Origin of the sequence: Enterobacter sp. HMSC16D10, assembly GCF_001807145.1 — a bacterium.
Classification (GTDB): domain Bacteria; phylum Pseudomonadota; class Gammaproteobacteria; order Enterobacterales; family Enterobacteriaceae; genus Enterobacter; species Enterobacter roggenkampii.
On record NZ_KV787884.1, the window covers coordinates 185,206 to 203,224 of the forward strand.

Here is an 18,019-nt window from a genome sequence, read left to right on the forward strand (position 1 = left end):
AAAGGAGATGCTCTACCAACTGAGCTAATCACCCCCGCTGTGTGGAGTCGCATTATAGGGAGAGTTGAAAATGAGTCAACGCATTTTCTAAAGTTTTTATTCGTTCGTCGTAAAATTAAGCAAAACGATCGCGAAATGGGCAGTGGCGCATGATTTCTAAACAAAAATCGCAAACTCGGGCCCGATTCAGGGAACAACATTGAGGAATCGCCGCACAGTGATAGAATATTGCCCATCGTTTTTTCCCCAGGATTTGCCGATTGCCGGCATCTTTATAACGTAAGGCCATTTCATGAAAATCAAAACTCGCTTCGCGCCGAGCCCGACAGGCTATCTGCACGTCGGTGGTGCACGTACCGCTCTCTATTCCTGGCTTTTCGCACGCCACAACAAAGGTGAGTTCGTGCTGCGTATTGAAGACACCGATCTTGAGCGCTCCACGCCAGAAGCAATTGAAGCCATTATGGATGGGATGAACTGGCTGAACCTGGAATGGGATGAAGGTCCCTACTTCCAGACCAAACGCTTTGACCGCTATAACGCCGTCATTGATGAGATGCTGGTCGCGGGCACGGCGTATAAGTGCTACTGCTCCAAAGAGCGTCTGGATGCGCTGCGTGAAGAGCAGATGGCGAACGGTGAAAAGCCGCGTTATGACGGCCGCTGCCGCCACGACCACAGCGAGCATGCTGCAGATGAGCCTTGCGTTGTGCGTTTTGCTAACCCGCAAGAGGGGTCTGTGATCTTTGACGATCAGATCCGTGGCCCGATCGAATTCAGCAACCAGGAGCTCGACGATCTGATCATCCGTCGTACCGATGGTTCTCCAACCTACAACTTCTGCGTGGTGGTGGACGACTGGGATATGGAAATTACCCACGTTGTGCGCGGTGAAGACCATATCAACAACACGCCACGTCAGATCAACATCCTGAAGGCGCTGAACGCCCCTGTGCCTGTTTATGCGCACGTCTCCATGATCAACGGCGACGACGGGAAAAAGCTGTCTAAACGTCACGGTGCGGTGAGCGTGATGCAGTATCGCGACGACGGCTATCTGCCAGAAGCGCTGCTGAACTATCTGGTGCGTCTGGGCTGGTCTCACGGTGACCAGGAGATCTTCAGCCGCGAAGAGATGATCGAACTGTTCTCTCTGAGCTCTGTCAGCAAATCCGCCAGCGCGTTCAACACCGACAAGCTCCTGTGGCTGAACCATCACTACATCAATACCATGCCGCCAGAATATGTGGCGACGTATCTGCAGTGGCACATTGAGCAGGCAAATATTGATACCCGCACAGGCCCTGAGCTGGCGGATCTGGTGAAACTGCTCGGCGAGCGCTGCAAAACGCTGAAAGAGATTGCTGAAAGCTGCCGCTACTTCTATGAAGAGTTTGATGCGTTTGATGCGGACGCCGCGAAGAAACACCTCCGCCCGGTTGCGCGTCAGCCGCTGGAAGTGGTGCGTGACAAGCTGGCTGCCATTACCGAGTGGACCGCTGAGAATGTGCATCACGCCATTCAGGCGACGGCGGACGAGCTGGAAGTCGGCATGGGTAAAGTCGGTATGCCACTGCGCGTTGCGGTGACCGGTGCGGGTCAGTCTCCGGCGCTGGACGTAACGGTTCATGCTATCGGTAAATCACGCAGCGTAGCGCGCATTAACAAGGCTCTGGACTTTATCGCTGAACGAGAAAATCAGCAGTAATAACGTCTCAGATAAAACAAACGGCAGGGGAACCTGCCGTTTTTTTATGCTTCTTCTTCTGCAATACCCAGACGCTTAAGAAAGCCGTGAATGCCTTCGCGCTTCAGGAAGGTGTCCAGACGCTTCTGCTCTGCTGCAGTCATATTCTCCAGCGTCTCAATTATGCCCGGAAACAGGTTTGCAGAGGGGGCATTGTAGGCGGAGGTGGCCTCCGCGAGATGGTATACCGCCTGACGGTTGCGAATCGCCGGGAGACTCATAATGTGTTCCTTCACGCGTGCATCGATATGAATGAGCCTCGCGCGGCCGCCTTTCACGCCGTTGAGTCCTTCTGTTTTCCAGCCCTGCTGGCGAATCCAGCGATTAACCGTTTGCCTGGCAACGCCCAAACTCTCCGCCAGCTCTTCCGTGGTCATTTTGCTCCGTAATTTTTTCATATCAGTCCCGATCGCGAATCCCTAAACGTTGCAACAATCCGGTGATCCCTTCCCGCAGTAACAGCGATGTCATCTGTTTCTGCTCTTCCGGCGTCATTTCATCAGCCAGCGTCAGGAGTAGGGTGTGAAGCGAACTGTTATGGCTGATACCTTCTGCCATATCGGACGTTTCGCTTGCCCGACGTGCGCTGCGGATAAAGTCGCGGACTTTTTCGTTAACATGTACCAGTCGCGCTTTCCCGCCCTGAACGCCAGGTTTTGGTGACGTAATCCAACCCTCTTTGCGTACCCATTTATTGATGGTCTGTCGGCTATAGCCAGTGAGCAGGGCTAACTCTTCTGGCGTCATTCGTTCCTTGATCATGCAATTTCCTGAATATCAGTGGGGTTAATTAACGGCTCATTTTATAGCACCGTTTTACATGAAAACGTGACAGGCTTAACTCCTGATTACGAGCACGCTCGCAAAGTGATTCATTTGCATGATTTTTCGGCGATCGAACGGCGGTCATTGATTTTGCCGTTGACACTCCGCAGCGGAATTCATATTATGCCGCCCGTCAACATGACAGCTTTACGATGGGGCTATAGCTCAGCTGGGAGAGCGCTTGCATGGCATGCAAGAGGTCAGCGGTTCGATCCCGCTTAGCTCCACCAAACTCTGAACCCAACAGAGTGCGGTCAGTAAAGTCACATGTGGGGCTATAGCTCAGCTGGGAGAGCGCTTGCATGGCATGCAAGAGGTCAGCGGTTCGATCCCGCTTAGCTCCACCAAAATTGTAAACCCTCGTCAAATGACGAGGGTTTTTTTTATCTGTTTGTAACGCCCGCCACTGGTTTTTGTTATCAAAAAGAAGGTATTCACATACCTCACCTCAATCGAAATCAATAAACGTGTCTATAAATAGACTTGAACTTGATTCGTGCAATTAATAAACCTATTATCCATCCGGTCAATGATTCAGACGGATAATATACTCATCAGCTTAATGAATAGAAAAACGTACAATAATGTAAAGATATTTATAATTGCCCTGACACTTTGTCTGATTGCGGTACCTGTCTCCCGTTATCTCTCTCCACGCGCAATTGTTAATGGTCATGACGTTTATTTAGCATGGCTGCCGCTCAGCGTGATGCTGGCGTTAATTCTGCTATTTGGGCGCAGGGCTATTCTTCCCATTTTGTTAGATTTTACTGTCACTAATTTATTCTATATTAATTTAGCACCGCTACAATATTCAGTTTTGCTGTTCTGTCAGACCTTTGCGTTGTTCGCGGCCTGCGGCCTGCTACGCCTCATGCTGGGCAAGCGCTGGCGCCACTCCATCCCTAACAAGCACATCGGGCTACGTATATTCTGGCTCGGTTTTATTGTGCCATTTGGTATTAAGCTGTCGATGTATATGGCAGGCTATTTGTTTGATTTTCCGGTGACTATCTCAACCTATTTCGGCGAAGGAACGGTAATTTATAATGTTGTGGATATTCAAAGCCTGATATGCGCGGGGCTGATTTTTACCATGATGTTCTATTACCCATTAAGAATGATAATTAATCCTCGTTATGCCGTCACCTTCTGGCGGCGAAGCGTGAAGCCCGTGTTTTATCACAAGAATCCATTATATATTTTTGTCTGGCTAGTGCTTTTAGGCGCCATTCTCATCATTTTATGTGGTCCTTTTGAATCACCGGTCATTGCGGGCTATTTGATGCCGCTGATTTTTATTCTTTTTACCCTGGCAATAAGCCGCCTGACCTATGCGTTGATTTCTCTGCTGTGGGCCACCTCAGCGCTCCTGCTGTTGACCTACAACTACAACTTCCTGAACGGGGTCGAATCGGGCCATTCACTCTCCTTTATCCTCTCCGTGTTGATTTCTTTCGCTATCTGCTTGCTTTACATGTCGCGCATTTACCAGCGCAGCGAGTGGCTGAAGCGGGGCTGGCAGGGCAGGGCGCTTACCGATCCCCTTACCGGTTTACCCAATATTCGTGCGCTGGAAGATTATCTTGAGATTCACCCGGATGCCAAAGTGTGCATTCTGCGTATGGATAACCTGGAGTTTTTGAGCCGCCACTACGGGATTATCATGCGGGTCCACTGCAAACGTACGATCGCCACGTCGCTACAGCCACTTTTGCAGAAAGATGAGACGCTCTTCCAGCTTCCGGGAAGCGAACTGGTGCTGGTATTACTGGGGCCGGGAACCGCCGAGCGTCTACAGCATATGGTCGATCGGCTGAACAGCCGTAAGATTTTCTGGAACAACACCGGGCTGGATATTGAATTTGGCGCATCCTGGGGAATGGTCGAAAACGGCGAAAAGCTGCATCACACGCTGGGACAGCTGAGCTGGCTGGCAGAGCAGGCCTGCGGAGAGCAAAACGTTCTCGCGCTCACGAATAGCCTTGAGGCGGCATCAGGACAAACGACAGAGCGTGTCCTGATGCTGGCGCGGATTAAGCATGCCCTTGAGGCAGGGCAGTTCCATTTATACGCGCAACCGATCCAGAAGGCGGACGGGAGCGGGTATTACGAAATCCTGGCGCGTATGGAGAGCGAGGGCGAGATCTTCACCCCTGACCGCTTTATTCCGCTGATTGCCCAGTTCAACCTCAGCCATCGGTTTGATATGTGCATTATGGAGAAATTACTGCTGTGGCTACGCGATAACTCTGCAACACAGGCTGGCACCCGTTTCTCCGTCAATCTGATGCCGCTCACGCTGATGCAAAAAGAGGTGGCGACTGAGATTTGCGCGCTGTTTGAACGGTACGGCGTGGCACCTCAGGCCGTCGTGATTGAGATCACCGAGGAGCAGGCTTTTTCAAATTCAGGCACAAGTATCAACAATATTCAGCAGCTGCGGGATTACGGTTTCCGAATTGCCATAGATGATTTTGGTACTGGCTACGCCAACTACGAGCGCCTCAGACGCCTGCAGGCGGACATCATTAAAATTGACGGCTGCTTTGTGAAAGACATTTGTACAGACGACATGGATGCAATGATCGTCCAGTCGATGTGTAATCTGGCGAAGGCGAAATCGCTGTGCGTCGTCGCGGAATACGTCGAAACGCCGGCCCAGCGGGAGATGCTGCTTCGCTTTGGTGTGGATTACCTGCAGGGATACCTGATAGGCAAACCCAAACCGCTGGAAGAATTGCGGGCATAAAAAAACCGGGAGCCAGGCTCCCGGTTTTTGTTTAACGGTAAACGTTACAGAACCAGTGCCGCGATAGATGCGGACAGGACGCTCACCAGCGTAGAGCCGTAAACCAGCTTCAGGCCAAAGCGAGAAACCACGTTACCCTGCTCTTCGTTCAGACCCTTAATCGCACCGGCGATGATACCGATAGACGAGAAGTTCGCGAAGGAGACCAGGAACACGGAGAGAATACCTTCCGCGCGTGGAGAAAGCGTGCTGGCAATTTTCTGCAGATCCATCATCGCAACGAATTCGTTAGAAACCAGTTTGGTTGCCATGATACTGCCCACCTGCAGCGCTTCGTGAGCCGGAACACCCATCACCCATGCAACAGGGTAGAAGATGTAGCCCAGAATGCCCTGGAAGGAGATACCCAGCACCGCGGCGAACAGGGCATTCAGTGCAGAAATCAGCGCAATGAAGCCGATCAGCATGGCGGCAACGATAATCGCGACTTTGAAACCGGCCAGGATGTATTCACCCAGCATTTCGAAGAAGCTCTGGCCTTCGTGCAGGTTAGACATCTGGATGTTCTCTTCGCTGGCGTCAACGCGGTACGGGTTGATCAGCGACAGAACGATAAAGGTGCTGAACATGTTCAGTACCAGCGCAGCCACCACGTATTTTGGTTCCAGCATGGTCATATACGCGCCCACGATAGACATGGAAACGGTAGACATTGCGGTTGCCGCCATGGTGTACATGCGGTTGCGGGACATCTTGCCGAGAATATCTTTATACGCGATGAAGTTCTCAGACTGACCGAGGATCAGGGAACTGACGGCGTTGAAGGATTCCAGCTTACCCATGCCGTTCACTTTGGATAACAGGAAACCAATTCCACGAATCACGAACGGCAGAACGCGAATGTGCTGCAGAATACCGATCAGCGCGGAAATGAAGACGATAGGGCAGAGAACCTTCAGGAAGAAGAACGCCAGACCTTCGTCGTTCATTTTACCGAAGACAAAGTTGGTCCCTTCATTGGCGAACCCGAGCAGTTTTTCGAACATTTCGGAGAAGCCTTTCACGAAGCCGAGGCCTACGTTGGAGTTCAGGAAGAACCACGCAAGTAAAACTTCAATGACCAGCAGTTGGACAACATAACGAATACGAATTTTTTTGCGGTCTGTGCTGACCAGCAATGCGAGTGCAGTAACGACAACAAGTGCCAGGACAAAATGAAGGACGCGGTCCATATTTGCTCCAAATATGAGGCAGGTTTAATTTTCGTGCACATTCTATGTAACAAGCGAAAAGAAAACGAGATCGAGGGCACACTATAGTTACATCCTGTGACGAGTCTCAAAAATAGTGATCCACAATACATTTTTGTTATGTTAGGTAAATGAGTGAAAAGTTAAGTTTGTGTGCTAGTCTTCACAAAAGCATGCGCGATTTCAGTTTCAGTTAGATCGCCCCACTTACCCGCCCGTCTATCGTTCAAAGCTATCAGAGAAATCACTGCAAACTTCATAAATGATCTTGATAATCATTCTCATTTTGATAGCATTAAACATAGCAAAGGCTATATTTCAGAGGCAGAAATGACAAACAGTCGCGTAGAGGGTAGCAGTGGCAGAGCAGCGCGCAAGTTGCGGTTCGCATTAATGGGACCTGCGTTCATCGCTGCCATTGGTTATATCGATCCAGGTAACTTTGCGACCAATATTCAGGCCGGGGCCAGCTTCGGTTATAAGCTGCTCTGGGTGGTCGTCTGGGCAAACCTGATGGCAATGCTGATTCAGATGCTCTCCGCAAAGCTGGGGATTGCGACGGGCAAAAACCTGGCGGAGCAAATTCGCGACCATTATCCGCGTCCCGCGGTCTGGCTCTACTGGGTTCAGGCTGAAATCATCGCCATGGCCACTGACCTTGCTGAATTTATTGGCGCAGCGATCGGCTTTAAGCTGATTCTGGGTGTGTCGCTGTTGCAGGGGGCGGTCCTCACCGGGATTGCCACGTTCCTGATCCTGATGCTGCAGCGTCGGGGTCAAAAGCCGCTGGAGAAGGTCATTGGCGGTCTGCTGCTGTTTGTCGCGGCGGCCTATATCGTTGAGCTAATCTTCTCACAGCCGAATCTGGCGCAGCTCGGTAAAGGGATGGCGATCCCAAGCCTGCCGACCTCCGAAGCGGTGTTCCTGGCCGCCGGGGTGCTGGGGGCGACCATCATGCCGCACGTGATCTATCTGCACTCCTCGCTGACTCAGCATCTCCACGGTGGGACGCGTAAAGAGCGTTACTCCGCCACCAAGTGGGACGTGGCGATCGCCATGACCATCGCGGGGTTTGTCAATCTGGCGATGATGGCTACTGCAGCCGCAGCTTTCCACTTTAACGGTCATACCGGTATTGCCGATCTCGACCAGGCGTATCTCACGCTGGAGCCGTTGCTGAGCCATGCTGCCGCCACGATATTTGGCCTTAGCCTGGTGGCTGCTGGTCTCTCTTCTACGGTGGTGGGTACGCTGGCAGGCCAGGTGGTGATGCAGGGGTTTGTCCGGTTCCATATTCCGCTGTGGGTTCGTCGTTCCGTCACCATGCTGCCGTCATTTGTGGTGATTCTGATGGGACTCGACCCAACGCGAATTCTGGTCATGAGCCAGGTGCTGCTGAGTTTTGGTATTGCGCTGGCGCTGGTGCCGCTGCTGATCTTTACCAGCAACAAAACTCTGATGGGCGAGCTGGTCAACTCAACGCTGGTGAAACGAACCGGGTGGGCCATCGTGGTGGTGGTCGTTGCGCTGAACCTGTGGTTGTTAGTGGGAACCGCGCTGGGTCTTTAACAAAAAAAGGAGCCGTGGAGGCTCCTTTTTGATTAGTGATGATGGCCGTGACCATGACCTTTGCCGCGACCCCAGCCGCCGCGACGGTCGTCACGATCGTTCCAGCCTTCACGGTAACCGCGCTCATAGGCGCTGTCTTTATACCAGCCGCGGTGTCTGCCGTTATCATGTTTCCACCAGCGATCGCCGCGCCACTCATAGTGACGATGCCAGTAATCACGGTCGCGCCAGTAGCCGCCGTCCCAGTATCTGCCGTAGTCGTCACGATCGCCAATTTGTAATTTTACTGATGGCAACAGGGTGATTTCGCCCGCAGTGGCGATCAGCGGCGCCGAAGCCAGTAATACCGCTGCAAGAATCAGTGACCTGAACATACTCTTTCTCCTTCACGATCGGGGCCTTTGTTGGGCCTGTTAACGCAATTTTACGAGTTGGTAAAGCGCCGTATCATCGCCTCAACTCCGAATTCTTGGGTGAGAGCACTTTTTGCTAAAAGTGATGTTATATTGAGCTGCTCAGGATCGCGTCTATACGGGCCAACTCTTCTGCAGAGAAATGGCGGTTTGCCAGCATCCCCACGGCGTCATCAATCTGAGCCGCTTTACTTGCCCCAATCAGCACCGACGTCACGTCCTCATGGCGTAATACCCAGGCCAGCGCCATCTGGGACAGCTTCTGGCCGCGGCTTTCTGCCAGGGCATTCAGCTTCCTGACTTTCTCCAGCTTCTCTTCAGTGAGCTGATCGGGTTTGAGGAACTGACTGCCGCTTGCCGCGCGTGAGTCTGCGGGGATGCCGTTCAGATAGCGATTGGTCAGTTGCCCGCCGGCCAGCGGCGAGAAGGGAATACAGCCGACTCCTTTTTCCTGCAACACGTCCAGCAGCCCCGCTTCCGGCGCACGTTCAAAGAGGGAGTATTTCGGTTGGTGGATCAGGCAGGGCGTCCCGAGGTCATTAAGGATATCAATCGCCTGGCGAGCCAGAACAGCCGGGTAGTTGGATAATCCGACATACAAAGCCTTCCCCTGACGCACCGCATGGTCAAGCGCTTTCATGGTTTCCTGCAGCGGCGTTTGAGGATCTGGCCGGTGATGATAGAAGATATCCACATACTCCAGCCCCGTGCGCTTAAGGCTTTGATCGAGGCTTGCCAGCAGATATTTACGTGACCCCCAGTCGCCGTAAGGCCCCTCCCACATGGTATAACCCGCTTTGGTGGAGATGATTAGCTCGTCGCGCCAGGGCAGGAAATCCTCCTGCAAAATACGTCCGAAATTACGTTCGGCCGATCCGGGGGGCGGGCCATAGTTGTTGGCAAGGTCGAAATGCGTAATGCCCAGATCGAACGCACGCTGTAAAAGTTGACGGCTGTTTTCGATAAGGGTGGTGTCACCAAAGTTATGCCACAGCCCAAGCGAGATGGCAGGCAACCTGAGTCCGCTTCGCCCGCAGCGGCGATACTCCATTGTCCTGTAACGATTTTTGTCCGGCTGATAACCCATTTTCGTGACCTCTGGCGCTGAAGTGAAAAATCAGTGTATGCGTTTACATTTTCGTGAAAAAAAGCAGCATAGCGCAGCCTTTTTTGTAAAGCATTCTTTCCATGCCCTTCTTATCACCAATTCTGGACAGCCATCACGCTTATTTAATACTCAAGGTGAGGTCAACATTAGAAGGATACCTGTTCATGCGTACCCCATACTGCGTCGCCGATTACCTGCTGGACCGTCTTACTGATTGTGGAGCCGATCATCTGTTTGGCGTGCCGGGCGACTATAACCTGCAGTTTCTCGACCATGTGATAGACAGCCCGGATATCTGCTGGGTGGGCTGTGCCAACGAGTTAAACGCTTCTTATGCCGCTGACGGATACGCCCGATGTAAGGGCTTTGCCGCGCTGCTGACGACATTTGGCGTAGGAGAGTTAAGCGCCATGAACGGCATTGCGGGCAGCTTCGCCGAGCACGTTCCGGTCTTGCATATTGTGGGGGCACCGGGTACGGCATCACAGCAAAGAGGGGAGCTGCTGCACCACACGCTTGGCGACGGTGAGTTTCGTCATTTTTATCATATGAGCGAGCCGATCACTGCTGCACAGGCGATCCTGACCGAACAAAACGCCTGTTATGAAATCGACCGGGTGTTAACGACAATGCTCCGGGAGCGTCGCCCCGGCTATCTGATGTTGCCTGCCGACGTGGCAAAAAAGGCCGCCACTCCCCCTGTAAACGCTCTCACGCTCAGGCATCCACATGCCGATAGTGCCTGCCTGAAAGCGTTCCGGGACGCCGCAGAAAACAAGCTTGCCAGGAGCAAGCGTACTGCGCTGCTGGCCGATTTCCTTGTCCTGCGCCACGGCCTGAAGCATGCGCTACAAAAATGGGTCAAAGACGTGCCGATGGCACACGCCACCATGCTGATGGGCAAAGGTATCTTTGACGAACGTCACGCCGGATTTTATGGCACCTACAGCGGTTCAGCGAGCGCCGGTGCGGTAAAAGAGGCGATTGAAGGGGCGGATACCGTACTGTGCATCGGCACGCGATTTACCGATACCCTGACCGCCGGCTTCACGCATCAGCTCACCCCGGCACAAACGATAGAAGTTCAGCCTCATGCCTCACGCGTAGGTGATCTTTGGTTTACCGGCATCCCTATGCTTCAGGCAATCGAAACGCTGGTGGAACTGTGCAAACAGCACGTGCACGAGACGCCCGCGCAGTCTTCTCAAAGCGCGATGGCCTACCCGCAGCCGGATGGCTCGCTGACGCAGGCGAATTTCTGGCAAACGTTGCAGACATTTATTCGTCCGGGAGACATCATTCTTGCGGATCAGGGCACCTCGGCCTTCGGCGCGATCGACCTTCGTCTGCCGGCTGACGTGAATTTTATCGTCCAGCCGCTGTGGGGATCGATTGGCTATACGCTGGCGGCAGCATTTGGCGCGCAAACGGCCTGCCCGAACCGGCGCGTGATTGTCCTGACGGGGGATGGCGCGGCGCAACTTACTATCCAGGAGCTTGGCTCGATGCTGCGGGATAAACAACACCCCATCATTCTGGTCCTGAACAACGAAGGGTACACGGTGGAAAGAGCGATCCACGGGCCTGAGCAGCGTTACAACGACATTGCGCTCTGGAACTGGACGCAAATCCCGCAGGCCCTGAGCCTTGATCCTCAGGCCCAGTGCTGGCGGGTCAGTGAAGCGGAGCAGCTGGCGGACGTCCTTGAGAAAGTGGCACACCACGAGCGGCTCTCGCTGATTGAGGTGATGCTGCCGAAAGCCGATATCCCTCCGCTGCTGGGGGCGATCACCAAAGCGCTGGAAGCGCGCAACAGCGCCTGATCATTTGTCGTTTCGCCAGGCCATCATCATCGGTTTGCCCGCCAGCAGGAGCCAGGCGGGCAACATCACGATGCAAAGTAACGGGATGAGGGTGGTATCCGGTACCACCACGGCGGCCATGAAGAGGCTCAGCCAGGCATCGCGCGTGACCACCAGCACCAGCCCCAGAATCGAGCAGGAAACGGTAATCGCAGCCGGGACCGCATCGACATGCTCATGCAGCATCAGCCCCAGCGCGACGCCGACAAAGACCGCCGGGAAGATGCGTCCACCACGGAAACCGCAGGCGGCCGCCACCACCAGCGCTGCCAGCTTGATCACGGCAAACAGCAGATAGTCGGAGACGCTAAACACCTGGCTGAAGGCCAGCTGCTGCATCTCGTCCAGTCCTTTAAACAGCGTCACCGGCCCGCCGATCGTACCTAAAATACCCAGAATCAAACCGCCAGCCCCCAGAATCAGCACCGGGTGTTTGAGTCTGTGCATCAGCCGGTGCAGGCGTGGAAGACACCATACTGCCACCATGCCCAGCGCAATGGCGATGGCGGCGACGATGGCACCGCTGAAAATATCGGCGATTTGCATCTGGCCGTAGTGGGGGAGAGAGAGTGAAAAATGGGGATGGAAAAACAGGCTGGTCGTCAACGCTCCGGCGGCTGCGGCCATCAGTGGGGCAAAGAGCTTGTCCCAGAGTGGGACATCGTTGTTACTGCTGAGCGTCTGAGAAAAGATCAGTGCCGCCGCAACGGGCGTGCCGAAGAGCGCCCCGATGGTGCCTGCGGAGGCGAGAATGGTCCAGTCCAGCGCGCCAACGCGGGGCAAAATGCGTGAACCAAGAAAAACCGCCAGGCCAATGTTCACGGCCATAATCGGATGCTCAGGTCCCAGACTAACGCCTCCAGCCAGACCGATAATCAGCGCAATGATTAGCCCTGGCAACGCCGAGGGGGCCACCGGGGCACCGATCAACGGTTCCAGTGCCGGATCGGGGCCGGCATGGCCGGGACTGAAACGGATCACCAGGCCCACCGCAATACCGGTTAACGTCAGCATCCCAACGATCCAGGCAGGAGAGTCAGCGGTGACGCCCAGCCCTGCAGGAAGCGCGTTCCATAATAGTGTTTGCAGCACCGACGCGACTTTCATCACGACAATAAGGACCAGACTTGAAACCACGCCTATGATGAGCGCCGGAATTGCCAGCAACAGCATGGTTCTGGCTCGCGGGTGAAGCATGATGATTTCCTTGTACAAAACGGTATTACGTTACTTTGCACATTAAGCCTTATGGCAATAGTGCAAAAGGTGCTGAAACGGTAAAGTTATTCTGTGACGAAGATCGATAATCCATGGGCATTCACCTTCCGGTCGTTGTTGTTATCACGCCTTGAATTTACAGTGTCCCAAAGATTTATTCTGACTTTAGCGGAGCAGTAGAAGAATGACAAAGTATGCTTTGGTAGGCGATGTGGGCGGCACGAATGCGCGCCTTGCATTATGCGATGTAAATAGCGGTGAAATTTCCCGGGCGAAAACCTATTCCGGTCTCGATTATCCAAGCCTTGAGGCCGTTGTCCGCGTCTATCTGGAGGAGCATCAGATAAGCGTCGAAGATGGCTGCATCGCCATTGCCTGCCCGATAACCGGCGACTGGGTCGCCATGACCAACCATACCTGGGCATTCTCCATCGCCGAGATGAAAAAAAACCTCGGCTTTGCGCATCTTGAAATCATCAATGACTTTACCGCGGTGTCCATGGCGATCCCGATGCTGAAGCCTGAGCATCTGATCCAGTTTGGCGGCGCTGAACCGGTCGAAGGTAAGCCGATTGCGGTTTACGGGGCCGGTACCGGGCTGGGCGTTTCACATCTGGTGCATGTCGCTCAGCGCTGGGTGAGCCTGCCGGGTGAAGGTGGTCACGTGGACTTTGCGCCAAACAGCGAAGAAGAGGGCATTATCCTCGAAGAATTACGCGCGGAGATCGGCCACGTCTCCGCCGAGCGCGTGCTGTCAGGACCGGGGCTGGTGAACCTGTACCGGGCGATTGTGAAATCGGACGGTCGTCTGCCGGAAAATCTGCAGCCGAAAGACGTCACCGAACGCGCGCTGGCGGACAGCTGCATTGACTGCCGTCGTGCCCTGTCGCTGTTCTGCGTGATCATGGGGCGCTTCGGCGGCAATCTGGCGCTGACGCTGGGTACCTTCGGAGGCGTTTATATTGCAGGTGGTATTGTGCCGCGTTTCCTGGAGTTCTTTAAAGCCTCCGGCTTCCGCGGCGGGTTTGAGGATAAAGGGCGCTTCAGAAGCTACGTGCAGGACATTCCGGTTTATCTGATCGTGCATGATAACCCAGGCCTGCTGGGGTCGGGTGCCCACCTGCGTCAGGTTCTCGGTCAAATCCTCTGACGCATAGCCCTCTCCCGCAGGAGAGGGCTTTTTTGTTACAGGTGCATGAGCTGGCGGAACTCTTTCACCTTGCTGCGGCTTACCGGCACCTGAAAATCCAGATCCTTCAGACGCAAGATATAGGTGTTGTTAAACCACGGTTCGATCTCGCGGATCTTGTTTAAATTGACGCAGAACGAGCGGTGGCAGCGGAAAAAGTGCGACGCAGGCAGCTTGCTGCAAAACTCGGTGATGTTCATCGCCATCACGTAAGATTCCCGTCGCGTATAGACAAACGTCATCTTTTCATGGGCTTCGGCATAGTAAATATCATTGACCGGCGTCACGATGATGCGCTCATCTTTGACCAAATTAATGGTGTCGTTTTCTCGTACCGTTGGGCTGGCGCTTGCAGGGGCGGTCTGCTGCTGCCATGCGGCCTCCAGCTTTTGCAGCATGCTGACAATCCGCGACTCCTGGTAAGGCTTAAGGATATAGTCAAACGCCTCCAGCTCGAAGGCCTCTACGGCGTGCTCTTTCCATGCGGTCACGAACACAATAAACGGCTTATGGGCAAACTGATTGATGTTTTGCGCCAGCAATACGCCATCCAGCGACGGAATGTTGATATCCAGGAAGATGGCGTCGACCCGGTTATGCTGCAGAAACTTCAGCACGTCCAGACCGTCATCAAAGGTACCCACAATTTCCATCTGGCTGTGGGTGTTGATAAGCCAGGTTAGCTCCTGTTGAGCCAGAATTTCATCTTCTACGATGATGACTTTCATGGGTTACTCCACCTGGGGCAACAGTGATGTTGCCGAATGAGCGGGAGAGCGCTCGTTCGGGACGTAAAACGCAATTTCGGTGCCCGGTTCAAGACGCTGAATATGCAGCCCGTCGCCGTAAAGCAGCTTGACCCGGTGGTGCACGTTCAGCAGGCCGATTTTATTTCCAGGCATCTCGTTAGACTCCACCCGCTCAATGACTTTTGGATCAATTCCGTGGCCGGTATCGCGCACGGCAATACGTACGCGGTTGCCGCTTTCGGTGACGCTGATGGTGACGACGCCTTTGCCTTTACACGGCTGAATGCCGTGAACAATCGCGTTTTCGACCAGCGGCTGGATAAGCAGGCTTGGGATCACGCAGTTGACCTCTTCATCAATATCGTAAATGACCGTGAGCTTGTCACCAAAGCGCGCCTGCTCAATCGCGATGTAGTCTTTAATCTGATACAGCTCTTTTTTGATGTCGATCTGCTCGTCATCTTTCAGCTCGATGTTGTAGCGCAGATAGCGCGACAGGTTAAAAATCAGCTGGCGCGCGGTGTCCGGATTAAGACGAATGGACGAGGAGATCGCGTTCAGCGCGTTAAACAGGAAATGGGGATTGATTTTGCTCTGCAGCGCGCGCAGCTCTGCCTTATTTGCCATCTCACGCAGCTGTTCCGCCCGCGAAACCTCAAGCTGGGTGGAGATAATCTGCGACAGGCCGATGGCCATCTCCTGCAGCGTGGAGGTGATCTGATGCGCGTGGCAGTAATAAATTTTCAGCGTGCCCGTCACGACGCCTTTCTCCCACAGCGGAATCACCAGCATGGAGTGGATTTCCGGCGTTCGGTGGGCTTCATCATTGTTTTTAATAATGATTTTACCGTAGTTAATCGCCTGTCGGGTGGTTGGGCTGATGGTGTCATCATTATCGCGATAGTTGTGCTCCCCGACGCCAACGTAGGCCAGCACGTGGTCAATATTGGTGATGGCGACAGCGTCAGCGTGGATGTCATGGCGAATGATTTCGCAGACCTGACGCAACGACTCCGCGTTAACGTGGCGGAAGAGCGGCAGCGTTTTGTTGGCGATATCCAGCGCCAGCTTGGCCTGACGGGCGGCGCTGGCCTCTTTTTCCCCTTCTACGCTTTGCACCAGCAGCACGATAAAGCCGATGCACACGCTGCCCAGGATCATCGGAATACCGATTTTTGAGACGATATCCAGCCCAAGTTCGGTGGTCGGGGCCCAGACGACGACCAGGATCATGGTCAGCGTTTCGCACACCATGCCCGCCACGATCCCTGCGCGCCAGCGCTGTTTTTTCGGGATTTTGCGGCTGATCCAGCCGGAGAGCACCCCGGCGATAATGCTGGTAATAAAGCAGGGCACCGCCGTGACGCCGCCGATATCAATCAGGTAGCGATGGGTTCCGGCAATCACGCCGGTAATGACACCCACCCACGGGCCAAACAAAATTCCGCCGGACATCACGGCGATAATGCGCACGTTAACCAGCGAACCCTCTACCGGCACGCCAGACCAGGTGCTGAACAGGGCGAACAGCGAAAAGATGGCGGTAACGGCCAGCAGCTCTTTTGGCGAGTGTGCGGATTTGTGCAATAGCTCGCGAAACAGGCGAATGCGAATGAGGAAAAACAGGCAAATCAGCATTAATGCCGCACGGTCAAAAACCGCCAGCAGCATAGTGAATATTTCGTGCACGAGTAGACCTGGGAAAACGGGAAAGAACCATGATAAAAAACCTGACGCGCGTTGACCAGCTATCCGTCAGGTTTATCAAATGAGGAAAAACCATAATTTCTAAAGGGGATTGTCTGTCAGTAACGGACACGTCCTGATTTTTTATAGCCTGCGTATCGTCAGGTAACTGTTTTGATATCATCCTGTTAAATAACAGCTATCAGAAAGCCAACCCTGAAACAGGGGCTTCCGCTTTTCGGCACCGCCGGGTTCCGGTTTTCAGGCGATCGCTTTTTTTTCACTTCCCTCTCGACAGCGTGATTTTTTTCAGGTTATTTTCTAAGCACGCCACATCGGTGGCAGCGTCGCTCGGACGGTCCGGGCGCTAACGTTAATTTGAGGAATCTATGGCTGAATTCAGTCCTGAACGCCGTTTTACGCGTATCGATCGTCTCCCCCCTTATGTTTTCAATATCACCGCTGAACTGAAGATGGCTGCGCGTCGGCGCGGCGAAGATATTATTGATTTCAGCATGGGTAACCCTGACGGCCCAACGCCACCGCATATCGTTGAAAAACTCTGCACGGTTGCCCAGCGTCCGGATACGCACGGCTACTCGACCTCCCGCGGTATTCCCAGATTACGTCGCGCGATCTCGCGCTGGTATCAGGATCGCTATCAGGTTGATATCGATCCGGAAAGTGAAGCGATTGTCACCATCGGCTCGAAAGAGGGGCTGGCACACCTGATGCTGGCTACGCTGGATCATGGCGATACGGTGCTGGTACCGAATCCCAGCTACCCAATCCACATCTACGGTGCGGTGATTGCCGGGGCGCAGGTCCGTTCGGTTCCGCTGGTGGAAGGGGTCGATTTCTTTAACGAACTGGAACGTGCGATTCGCGAAAGCTATCCGAAACCGAAGATGATGATCCTCGGTTTCCCGTCGAACCCAACGGCCCAGTGCGTGGAGCTCGATTTCTTCGAGAAAGTGGTCGCGCTGGCGAAGCGTTATGACGTGCTGGTGGTTCACGATTTAGCCTACGCTGACATCGTCTATGACGGCTGGAAAGCGCCTTCCATCATGCAGGTTCCGGGCGCGCGTGACGTGGCGGTCGAGTTCTTTACGCTGTCAAAAAGCTACAACATGGCAGGCTGGCGTATTGGCTTTATGGTGGGTAACAAAACGCTGGTGAGCGCACTGGCGCGTATTAAGAGTTACCACGACTACGGCACCTTCACGCCGCTGCAGGTTGCGGCTATCGCTGCTCTTGAGGGCGACCAGCAGTGCGTCCACGAGATTGCCGCTCAGTATAAGCGCCGTCGCGACGTGCTGGTAAAAGGCTTGCATGAAGCGGGCTGGATGGTGGAAATGCCGAAGGCATCCATGTACGTCTGGGCGAAAATTCCGGAACCGTACGCGGCGATGGGATCGCTGGAGTTTGCCAAAAAGCTGCTCCAGGATGCGAAGGTGTGCGTATCACCGGGAATTGGCTTTGGTGATTATGGCGACACCCATGTGCGGTTTGCCCTGATTGAAAATAGCGACCGCATTCGTCAGGCGGTGAGGGGCATCAAGAGTATGTTCCGGGCCGACGGGCTTCTCTCCTCGAAGAGCGTGGCTGAAAATCCCGCGTCATCATGACATAAAAAAACAGGAGCCAATGG

Annotated in this window: 14 protein-coding genes and 3 tRNA genes (1 of these 17 cut by a window edge); 8 read left to right on the forward strand and 9 right to left on the reverse strand. The window is 53.9% G+C overall.

From position 1 onward, the window contains the following. A tRNA-OTHER gene (locus tag HMPREF3143_RS14600) sits at positions 1–34 on the reverse strand (it extends 54 nt beyond the left edge of the window). Positions 35–292: 258 nt separating this feature from the next. Here HMPREF3143_RS14600 and gltX point away from each other — a divergent pair. Further along, a complete protein-coding gene (gltX, locus tag HMPREF3143_RS14605; RefSeq protein WP_070533488.1) occupies positions 293–1,708 on the forward strand; it encodes a glutamate--tRNA ligase in 1,416 nt (471 codons plus the stop codon). Between the two features lie 44 nt (positions 1,709–1,752). Here gltX and HMPREF3143_RS14610 read toward each other — a convergent pair whose 3' ends face one another. Beyond that, the gene (locus HMPREF3143_RS14610; RefSeq protein WP_032663116.1) at positions 1,753–2,145 is read right to left on the reverse strand and encodes a YfeC-like transcriptional regulator; all 393 of its coding nucleotides are present in this window, start codon (positions 2,143–2,145) and stop codon (positions 1,753–1,755) included. Position 2,146: 1 nt separating this feature from the next. Next, positions 2,147–2,509, reverse strand: coding sequence for a YfeC-like transcriptional regulator (locus tag HMPREF3143_RS14615; RefSeq protein ID WP_070533489.1), 363 nt, complete (start codon positions 2,507–2,509; stop codon positions 2,147–2,149). Positions 2,510–2,726: 217 nt separating this feature from the next. On the opposite strand from HMPREF3143_RS14615, the gene HMPREF3143_RS14620 reads away from it, so the two are divergent. The 3 genes from HMPREF3143_RS14620 (at position 2,727) to HMPREF3143_RS14630 (ending at position 5,324) form a co-directional block, all read left to right on the forward strand. Continuing rightward, positions 2,727–2,802 (forward strand) — tRNA-Ala (locus HMPREF3143_RS14620). A gap of 41 nt (positions 2,803–2,843) precedes the next feature. Next, a tRNA-Ala gene (locus tag HMPREF3143_RS14625) sits at positions 2,844–2,919 on the forward strand. Between the two features lie 215 nt (positions 2,920–3,134). Beyond that, on the forward strand, positions 3,135–5,324 hold the full coding sequence (locus HMPREF3143_RS14630; protein ID WP_070533501.1) for a sensor domain-containing phosphodiesterase: 2,190 nt from the start codon (positions 3,135–3,137) through the stop codon (positions 5,322–5,324). A gap of 44 nt (positions 5,325–5,368) precedes the next feature. Here the strand turns inward: HMPREF3143_RS14630 and HMPREF3143_RS14635 are convergent, their stop codons facing one another. Further along, entirely contained in the window at positions 5,369–6,556 is a 1,188-nt protein-coding gene (locus HMPREF3143_RS14635; RefSeq protein ID WP_008501591.1) for a NupC/NupG family nucleoside CNT transporter, read from the reverse strand. Positions 6,557–6,904: 348 nt separating this feature from the next. On the opposite strand from HMPREF3143_RS14635, the gene HMPREF3143_RS14640 reads away from it, so the two are divergent. Further along, positions 6,905–8,143 (forward strand): Nramp family divalent metal transporter, encoded by a 1,239-nt coding sequence (locus HMPREF3143_RS14640; RefSeq protein WP_008501590.1) that lies wholly within the window; start codon positions 6,905–6,907, stop codon positions 8,141–8,143. A 32-nt stretch (positions 8,144–8,175) separates the two neighbouring features. Here the strand turns inward: HMPREF3143_RS14640 and HMPREF3143_RS14645 are convergent, their stop codons facing one another. Continuing rightward, positions 8,176–8,517 (reverse strand): DUF2502 domain-containing protein, encoded by a 342-nt coding sequence (locus tag HMPREF3143_RS14645; RefSeq protein ID WP_008501589.1) that lies wholly within the window; start codon positions 8,515–8,517, stop codon positions 8,176–8,178. Positions 8,518–8,644: 127 nt separating this feature from the next. Next, positions 8,645–9,643: an L-glyceraldehyde 3-phosphate reductase gene (gene mgrA / locus HMPREF3143_RS14650; protein ID WP_025912771.1), complete on the reverse strand. Its 999-nt coding sequence runs from the start codon at positions 9,641–9,643 to the stop codon at positions 8,645–8,647. Positions 9,644–9,828: 185 nt separating this feature from the next. Here mgrA and ipdC point away from each other — a divergent pair, with 185 nt between their 5' ends. After that, on the forward strand, positions 9,829–11,487 hold the full coding sequence (ipdC, locus tag HMPREF3143_RS14655; protein WP_021241783.1) for an indolepyruvate decarboxylase: 1,659 nt from the start codon (positions 9,829–9,831) through the stop codon (positions 11,485–11,487). On the opposite strand, the gene HMPREF3143_RS14660 is transcribed toward ipdC, so the two are convergent. Then, positions 11,488–12,723, reverse strand: coding sequence for an ion channel protein (locus HMPREF3143_RS14660; RefSeq protein WP_008501586.1), 1,236 nt, complete (start codon positions 12,721–12,723; stop codon positions 11,488–11,490). A gap of 205 nt (positions 12,724–12,928) precedes the next feature. Here HMPREF3143_RS14660 and glk point away from each other — a divergent pair, with 205 nt between their 5' ends. Further along, a complete protein-coding gene (gene glk, locus HMPREF3143_RS14665; RefSeq protein ID WP_008501585.1) occupies positions 12,929–13,894 on the forward strand; it encodes a glucokinase in 966 nt (321 codons plus the stop codon). A 35-nt stretch (positions 13,895–13,929) separates the two neighbouring features. Here the strand turns inward: glk and HMPREF3143_RS14670 are convergent, their stop codons facing one another. Next, positions 13,930–14,661, reverse strand: coding sequence for a LytR/AlgR family response regulator transcription factor (locus HMPREF3143_RS14670; protein WP_023294232.1), 732 nt, complete (start codon positions 14,659–14,661; stop codon positions 13,930–13,932). 3 nt (positions 14,662–14,664) lie between these two features. Then, positions 14,665–16,371: a sensor histidine kinase gene (locus HMPREF3143_RS14675; protein WP_023294231.1), complete on the reverse strand. Its 1,707-nt coding sequence runs from the start codon at positions 16,369–16,371 to the stop codon at positions 14,665–14,667. Positions 16,372–16,757: 386 nt separating this feature from the next. Here HMPREF3143_RS14675 and alaC point away from each other — a divergent pair, with 386 nt between their 5' ends. After that, entirely contained in the window at positions 16,758–17,996 is a 1,239-nt protein-coding gene (gene alaC / locus HMPREF3143_RS14680; protein ID WP_008501582.1) for an alanine transaminase, read from the forward strand. The last annotated feature ends 23 nt before the right edge of the window (positions 17,997–18,019 follow it).

Coding starts and splice junctions, on each gene's coding strand:
- gltX (WP_070533488.1), top strand. CDS start 293: ATGAAAATCAAAACTCGCTTCGCGCCGAGCCCGACAGGCTATCTGCAC.
- HMPREF3143_RS14610 (WP_032663116.1), bottom strand. CDS start 2,145: ATGAAAAAATTACGGAGCAAAATGACCACGGAAGAGCTGGCGGAGAGT.
- HMPREF3143_RS14615 (WP_070533489.1), bottom strand. CDS start 2,509: ATGATCAAGGAACGAATGACGCCAGAAGAGTTAGCCCTGCTCACTGGC.
- HMPREF3143_RS14630 (WP_070533501.1), top strand. CDS start 3,135: ATGAATAGAAAAACGTACAATAATGTAAAGATATTTATAATTGCCCTG.
- HMPREF3143_RS14635 (WP_008501591.1), bottom strand. CDS start 6,556: ATGGACCGCGTCCTTCATTTTGTCCTGGCACTTGTTGTCGTTACTGCA.
- HMPREF3143_RS14640 (WP_008501590.1), top strand. CDS start 6,905: ATGACAAACAGTCGCGTAGAGGGTAGCAGTGGCAGAGCAGCGCGCAAG.
- HMPREF3143_RS14645 (WP_008501589.1), bottom strand. CDS start 8,517: ATGTTCAGGTCACTGATTCTTGCAGCGGTATTACTGGCTTCGGCGCCG.
- mgrA (WP_025912771.1), bottom strand. CDS start 9,643: ATGGGTTATCAGCCGGACAAAAATCGTTACAGGACAATGGAGTATCGC.
- ipdC (WP_021241783.1), top strand. CDS start 9,829: ATGCGTACCCCATACTGCGTCGCCGATTACCTGCTGGACCGTCTTACT.
- HMPREF3143_RS14660 (WP_008501586.1), bottom strand. CDS start 12,723: ATGCTTCACCCGCGAGCCAGAACCATGCTGTTGCTGGCAATTCCGGCG.
- glk (WP_008501585.1), top strand. CDS start 12,929: ATGACAAAGTATGCTTTGGTAGGCGATGTGGGCGGCACGAATGCGCGC.
- HMPREF3143_RS14670 (WP_023294232.1), bottom strand. CDS start 14,661: ATGAAAGTCATCATCGTAGAAGATGAAATTCTGGCTCAACAGGAGCTA.
- alaC (WP_008501582.1), top strand. CDS start 16,758: ATGGCTGAATTCAGTCCTGAACGCCGTTTTACGCGTATCGATCGTCTC.